Genomic DNA, 4,348 nt, shown 5'->3' with positions numbered 1-4,348 from the left:
GAAATTAAGGTTAGACTAATGGTTTAAAGGCTACCGCAAAAACATTGACACTTACTGGCCAGAGTGAGAAATTGAGTTAATTATAAAAGAAGTATAAAATAAAAGATAATAATTATAAAAACTCTATAAAACGTAAATTTTGATTATAAAAACTCTATAAAAAGGAATCTTATGGAAGAAAAAATGTTAAATCCGTTTATGCCTAGTTTTGGACGTTTTCCTAAAATTATCATTGATCAACAAGAAGCATTAACCGATTATTTGACAGGACTGCAAACACATGATGCTAAATATCAAACGTCTTTGGTGTATGGAACGAGAGGATCGGGAAAAACTGTTTTTCTTTTAAATGTTCAAAGGTCTTTAGAGAAATTAGACAATTGGATATTCATTCGTTTAAACAATGGGCAAGGTAATCTATTATTCCAATTAATGCATGGTCTTCAACGAGCAGCAGGGCTTTCATTAGTTGATTTATTAAAGAATGTTAAAAGCTTAAATATTATGGGCAATGGTATTACCTGGCAAGCATTACAAGAATCTCAGCAAATTGATTATGATGAATATATTTCTATTTTATTGAGTCGCTTAAAAAAGCAAGGCAAATCTATTTTGATTGGCATTGATGAAATTGAAATTAGTGATGATGTGCGAGCCTTTGGATCAGAATATCAAACTTTAATTGGTGATGAATATGATATTTCATTATTAATGACAGGATTACCAAGCAGAATTTCTGAAGTACAGAATGATAATACTCTTACTTTTTTATTGCGTAGCAATCGGATTTACTTATCTCCGTTAGATGAGGAAACAATAACCGCTAGCTATGAGAAGGCATTTACTAAAGGTAAACGTGAAATTGACTTCATGGTATTAGATGAAATGAGTCGTGCGGTAAAAGGCTACGCTTATGCTTTTCAAACTATTGGTTACTATGCCTGGCGTTTTAGTCAAGAGTATTTGCAGCTAGATGAGGGGGTTTTAAAGCAGACAATAGAGGCCACTAAAAAAGATTTATTCAGAAATGCTTATGAAAGAATGTATATGGACATTTCTAAAACCGATCGTGACTTTATTAATGCGATGATTAAAGCTGGAACCAATTGGGTGACAACAAAGCAATTGCAAGATATTTTGCATAAACCGATTAACTATATTTCAGTATATCGCGCACGCTTGCTAGATGATCAGTTGATTACTTCACCTGAAAGAGGAGTAGTTCAACTGGCACTGCCATTTTTTGCAGAGTTTGTGGAAAAATATAATTTAGAACATTTAGCTTAAAGAAAGTGAAGATATAGATATGAGTAAATACGATCAATTATGGCAATATATTAAAAACAACAAAACTGGCGACTTTTAGCTCTCATTTGATGAGGTTTAAAAAGCAGCGGGTCTACCAATCGACCATTCATTTTTACGTTATAAGAAAGAACTGCCTGATTATGGCTTTAAAGTGAAGAAAATTTCACTTAAGAATAAGACAGTTAAATTTCATCAACTATAGAGGCAGAATATGGCTTACGATTTTAAAAAAGAAGAAAAAAATTCTATCGTTCGGGCAAGAAGCCTGAATTGGTTGATGTTCCGCAGATGCAATATCTAGCTGTTCAAGGTCAAGGTGATCCCAATCAAGAGGGCGGAGAATACAAGCAGGATCTACAATTGTTGTATAGTCTAGCCTATACAATTAAAATGAGTAAAAAAGGCTCACATCAGATTAAAGATTATTTCGACTTCGTGGTTCCACCGCTTGAAGGCTTTTGGTGGCAAGATGGCGTTGAAGGTATTGATTATGCTCACAAAGAAAAGTTCAATTTCATTTCCTACATTCGGATGCCTGATTTTGTGACAGATGATGTTTTGACTTGGACTAAAAAAGAAGCTGCAGTTAAGAAGGGGTTGGATTTTTCACCAGTTAAATTACTTACTTTGACTGAAGGAAAATGCGTGCAAATCATGCATCATGGCAGTTATGATGATGAGCCAGCTACAATCGACAAGATGCATCAATTTATTACTGAAAATAATTTGAAATTAGATTTTTCGGATAAGCGGCGTCATCATGAAATTTACTTATCAAATCCTCAGCGCACGAAGGTGGAAAATTTAAAAACGATTATTCGCTTGCCTGTTAAAGAAAAGAAGATGAACAATGACTAAAAAAGTTACGCCACGTTTGGTGATGGCGATTTTATCCGCAGGGATGCTCTCGTTTTTGGGAATCCTTGACGAAACGGCAACGACAGTTACTTTTCCAATCTTGACCAGAGATTTTGCGATTACTACCGATCAAGTTCAATGGGTTAACACCTTGGTGTTGCTAGTGATTGCGACGATTGTACCGATTAGTTCTCAGATTAGATTGCGAATTCCTACTAAAAGTATTTTTATTCTAGGAGTTTCGTTATTCATAGTGGGTTTGCTGATTGATATCGTTACTCCATGGTTTGACCTTTTGTTAGTGGATCGAGTCTTGCAAGGAATCGGTACCGGTATAGGCTTGCCGCTGATGTACAACATTATCTTAGCTGAAGTACCTAAAGAAAAACTCGGCTTCATGATGGGGATCGGGACGATGATTACCGCTTGTGCCGTGGCCTTTGGGCCGCACGCTAAGTTGACTCAAGTGACAGCATTTGGTACCAATTACCTTGGTTCATCTGGTATGGTTGTTGCTATTCTTGTTGGTTGGGTTGTCGGGATGCTTTACGTATTCCTCAATAAAAAGAATATCGTAATTAAATTGCCTGACAGTGTTCCACCTAATGTTTCAGCTTCACTTTAGCCATCATTAATTGCCGGAATTATTTTGGTATTAATGACTTTAATTAGAGGAGCATTTAGTTATACTGCATTTGGTAACATCTTTGATTGTGTTACTAAATTGGTTCAAACACCACTTCAGACATTTACTGCTTCTCCAATTAGTATTATTGCTATTTACACCTTGGCTAATGTTTTATGGTTCTTTGGTATTCACCCTAACATGGTTTATGGTATTGTAATGCCAATTATCATTGCTAACGGTATTGTTAACCAGAATGCATTTAAGGCTGGTCAACCAATGCCATACGTCACCATGGCAATGCTTTCTGTCATTTTAAACAGTGCTTTTGGTGGTAGGGTGCTACAATCGGTTTAATTATTTCTATGTTTAGAGCAAAATCTGATCGCTACAAACAAATGTTAAAATTGGCCGGAGTACCAGCATTGTTCAATATTAATGAACCATTGGTATTCGGGATGCCAATTATGTTAAACCCTGTTTTCTTCTTACCAATGCTGTTTGAACCTATCATTAATGGTTTGGTAAGTTGGGGATTGATTGATTTGTTCCATGCTACTGTTAACCCATTTATTCAATTACCATGGACTATGCCTGGTGTTGTTCAAGCATTCTTCTCAGGTGGTATTCCATTCTTTATCATCGCTATGGTTGTAGTAGTCTTAAGTACTTTGATTTGGTTCCCATTCTTCAAGATTGCCGATAATAAGGCTGTTGCCGAAGAACAAAAGAATGCTAAGAAAGCTTAATTACCGTAAATTTTAAATAAAATTATAAAAACCAAAGATTTAAGTAAAAGAAGTTACTCCACATGAGTAGCTTCTTTTTTATCTTAAAAGAAATTTTATAAGATCTAAAGAGATCTAAAAATAGACAGAAGATCTAAAGAGATCTAAAATAAATTTCAAGAACTAAAAAGATATAAAAGTAGGTGGATTAAAATAATGACTAACATGAATAATCCTTTTGATCCTAACTTTGGTAAGGTACCAAAAATATATTTAGGGCGACAGAAAATAGTAGAAGATATAGTCCAATCACTTGAAAGTGGAACAGGTCCTTATCAAACTTCAATGATTTATGGGATGCGTGGCGTAGGAAAAACTTCTTTGTTAGCTGATATAACCTCCACATTAGAACAGAAGAATAATTGGCTCGTTATCTATTTAGCTATGACTAATGATTTGCTTGCCACCTTAATTCAGAGTATTTATCAGGAAGCTAATAATACAATTAAAAAAGCACTAGATAGGATTGATGGGGTGAAGTTCTCAGCATTTGGTTTTGAACTTGAAGTGCATGTTTCTAATCCTCAGTCTACTTATCAAGTTTTATTAGAAGAAATGTTAAAAGTATTAAAAAAGCATGATCAATCTCTATTGATTGCAATAGATGAAGTTAAAGAAACTCCTGAAATTGTTAATTTGGCTTCTATTTATCAGATAATGGTGCTAAAGGAGTACCCTATTAATATTATGATGACGGGGGTACCTAAAAATGTTGGTTCAGTATAAAAACTTGTGTAAACGGCTGTGAGATTTAGGATGCCTTTCGGGA

The 4,348-nt window shown here is 34.8% G+C and carries 5 protein-coding genes and 2 pseudogenes; all 7 read left to right on the top strand.

Annotated features, from left to right (window positions below):
• Positions 1 to 171: 171 nt before the first annotated feature.
• Complete coding sequence (locus CP368_RS09250; RefSeq protein WP_098046015.1) at positions 172 to 1,287, top strand: ATP-binding protein; 1,116 nt, start codon at positions 172 to 174, stop codon at positions 1,285 to 1,287.
• A gap of 19 nt (positions 1,288 to 1,306) precedes the next feature.
• Positions 1,307 to 1,510 (top strand): annotated as a pseudogene (locus CP368_RS10910) (hypothetical protein).
• Positions 1,511 to 1,519: 9 nt separating this feature from the next.
• Positions 1,520 to 2,166 (top strand): annotated as a pseudogene (locus CP368_RS09240) (GyrI-like domain-containing protein).
• Positions 2,159 to 2,791, top strand: coding sequence for an MFS transporter (locus CP368_RS09235; RefSeq protein WP_098043827.1), 633 nt, complete (start codon positions 2,159 to 2,161; stop codon positions 2,789 to 2,791). Before CP368_RS09240 ends, CP368_RS09235 begins: the two are co-directional and overlap by 8 nt.
• Before the next feature lie 33 nt (positions 2,792 to 2,824).
• Positions 2,825 to 3,148 carry a hypothetical protein gene (locus CP368_RS09230; protein ID WP_143468320.1) on the top strand — a complete coding sequence of 108 codons (324 nt, stop codon included), beginning with the start codon at positions 2,825 to 2,827 and terminating at the stop codon, positions 3,146 to 3,148.
• A gap of 8 nt (positions 3,149 to 3,156) precedes the next feature.
• A complete protein-coding gene (locus CP368_RS09225; protein WP_098043829.1) occupies positions 3,157 to 3,540 on the top strand; it encodes a PTS transporter subunit EIIC in 384 nt (127 codons plus the stop codon).
• 195 nt (positions 3,541 to 3,735) lie between these two features.
• Positions 3,736 to 4,305 carry an ATP-binding protein gene (locus CP368_RS09220; RefSeq protein WP_233185875.1) on the top strand — a complete coding sequence of 190 codons (570 nt, stop codon included), beginning with the start codon at positions 3,736 to 3,738 and terminating at the stop codon, positions 4,303 to 4,305.
• Positions 4,306 to 4,348 lie beyond the last annotated feature (43 nt).

The sequence above is a fragment of the Lactobacillus sp. UMNPBX17 genome (assembly GCF_002553735.1).
Lineage (GTDB): Bacteria > Bacillota > Bacilli > Lactobacillales > Lactobacillaceae > Lactobacillus > Lactobacillus gallinarum.
This window is presented reverse-complemented; position numbering and strand designations above follow the sequence as displayed.